The 2,069-nt window shown below is 61.8% G+C and carries 3 protein-coding genes; 2 read left to right on the top strand and 1 reads right to left on the bottom strand.

The features are described 5' to 3' along the window. Both AC1DWI_RS20885 and AC1DWI_RS20880 read left to right on the top strand, forming a co-directional pair. The coding region (locus tag AC1DWI_RS20885) for a DUF817 family protein (protein ID WP_477725649.1) at positions 1 to 226 on the top strand (226 nt) is incomplete at its 5' end. Next, a complete protein-coding gene (locus AC1DWI_RS20880; protein ID WP_477668169.1) occupies positions 213 to 662 on the top strand; it encodes a ribosomal maturation YjgA family protein in 450 nt (149 codons plus the stop codon). The genes AC1DWI_RS20885 and AC1DWI_RS20880, both read left to right, overlap by 14 nt. Here the strand turns inward: AC1DWI_RS20880 and AC1DWI_RS20875 are convergent. After that, entirely contained in the window at positions 643 to 1,842 is a 1,200-nt protein-coding gene (locus AC1DWI_RS20875; protein WP_477725648.1) for a cation:proton antiporter, read from the bottom strand. The genes AC1DWI_RS20880 and AC1DWI_RS20875 overlap by 20 nt on opposite strands. Positions 1,843 to 2,069 lie beyond the last annotated feature (227 nt).

Genomic DNA, 2,069 nt, shown 5'->3' with positions numbered 1-2,069 from the left:
CCGGAGCATGCCGCTGTTGCTGGCTTTTCTGCTGATCGGCTTCTTTATCTGGGTGGCTGAAAACATCAGCACGTTCTTCAGTCTGTGGCATTACCCCAACCAGCTGGGCGCCTGGTCCCTTGTCCATGTGGGCAAATGGAGTTCCTGGTCGCTGCTGGTGGTCATGACCTTCACCATCGTGGCCAACCTGAAGCATGTGAAGGCGCGCATCCATGTACCCGACTGAGACGGGCACTCCCCGCGTGAAGCTGCGCTTTGACCGCGAGGCGGCGCTATGGGCACTCTTCATTTTCATCATTGAAGTGCTGATCGCGACCGTGTGGTCGCACCACCGCTGGCTGCGGGGTTTTGTGGGCGACGTGCTGGCGGTGGTGTGGGTGTACCTTTTGCTCAAGACCGTGATCAAGGCCAACACCCAGGGCCTGGCGCTGGTGGCGTTTGCGGTGGGTTGCCTCGTGGAGCTGGCCCAGTATGTGGCCAGCGTCAACGGCTGGCACGTGCAGAACCGGGTGCTGAAGATTCTGCTGGGTTCGGTGGCTGACTGGATGGACGTGCTCGCCTATGCCTGCGGATTCCTGCTGATTTTGGCGCTGGAGTTCCTGCTGGCCCGCTGGAAGGCCGCCAGGAGGCCGATTACTCCGGTTACTTCGAGCGAAAGATGATCTCCTTCATGCGCTGAAGCCGGGGTGCCGTCATCGGCACCGTCAGCATGGTGCTGGCAATGGCCATCAGCAGCAGGGCGGTGAAGGTCTCATTGGAGATGATTTTCTTGCTCAGCAGGATGTTGACAAAGATGATCATGATCAGCCCTTTGGTCTGCAGCAGCCAGCCGATGAAGGAGCCTTCGCCGGGCGCCCATTTCAGCACTTTGCCTGCGATGTAAGTGCCCATCAACTTGCCGCCGACTGAAGCCACCAACAGCACCGCCGYGGCGATAAAAACAGCCTCTCCGCCGACGGACCAATTGGTGCGCAGCCCCGCACTGAGGAAGAACACCGGCATCATCACCAGCAGCACGTGATGGCGCAGCAGGTCCATGTGTTCCTGGTTGAACCACTCACCGTCGATGACGGCGCCGGCCAGGAAAGCCCCGATCATGTAGTCCAGCCCGGCCCATTCCGCACCGAAGGCGCAGACGATCAACCAGATCAACCCGACGTACCAGCGGTCACGCTCGGGCAGCCACACCATGAGCTTGCGAAAGGCATAGCTCACAACGCCGAACGCCACGAGAAAACCGACCTGGGTGCCCACCCGTTTCCAGTCCATCAGGATCAGTGCCAGCACGCCCCAGATCGCGATGTCGTCGAGGCTGGCGTAACGGATCAGGCGCTGGCCCACGGGCTGACGCAGGATGGCGAGCTTGTCCATCAGCAGGATCAGCACGGGCAGCGCCGTGACGGCGCAGGCCATGCCGACGCCCACCACAAACTGCCAGGGCATGCCTTGCGCGCCCAGCCACCCCGGGTACATCAGCATGCCTGCGGCCACGACGCAACCCAACACCAGCGGTGTGCTTAGCGCCAGGCCGGCGGTGATGCCGCTTTCGCGCCGGTGTTCCCAGGTCTTTTTGAGGTCCAGCTCGATGCCGGCGATCCAGACAAACACCATGACGGCCCACCAGGCAATGCCGTTGAGCGACTGCACCACCGGCGCGCTGAAGACAAAGGCGTAGTAGTCAGGGTAGACCTTGCCCAGGATGCCCGGGCCCAGCAAAATGCCGGCGATCATCTGCACCACCACCAGCGGCGCGTAGTAGTCGGTTCCGAGAACCCGCCAGATCAGGTAGGGCACCGCGAAGATGAGCGCCATGGCGATCAAGTAGGTTTCGGTGGTGGTCATTGCGGAGTCCATGGTTCCCTTTGTTTTTATGCCTTCCGGCTCCGTGCCGGCGGCCAAGCCCCGCATGGTAGACCATGGCGGTGGCGCCGGTTGTAAGCGGCCTGCCTGTCGGTTACCATGGCGTCGGCTGGCCCCATTGCCAGCCACGTCGCTCGGACGGTTCCGGGCGCTTACGTGAAAGTTTCTTATGTCCGCCTCTTCTTCAGGCAAGCGCCGCTTTGCGCGCA

This window comes from Polaromonas sp. P3_C2 (assembly GCF_056402675.1).
This window is presented reverse-complemented; position numbering and strand designations above follow the sequence as displayed.

What these genes read in the sequence shown, in the direction of transcription:
- AC1DWI_RS20880 (WP_477668169.1), top strand. Translation starts at nt 213, where the DNA reads ATGTACCCGACTGAGACGGGCACTCCCCGCGTGAAGCTGCGCTTTGAC.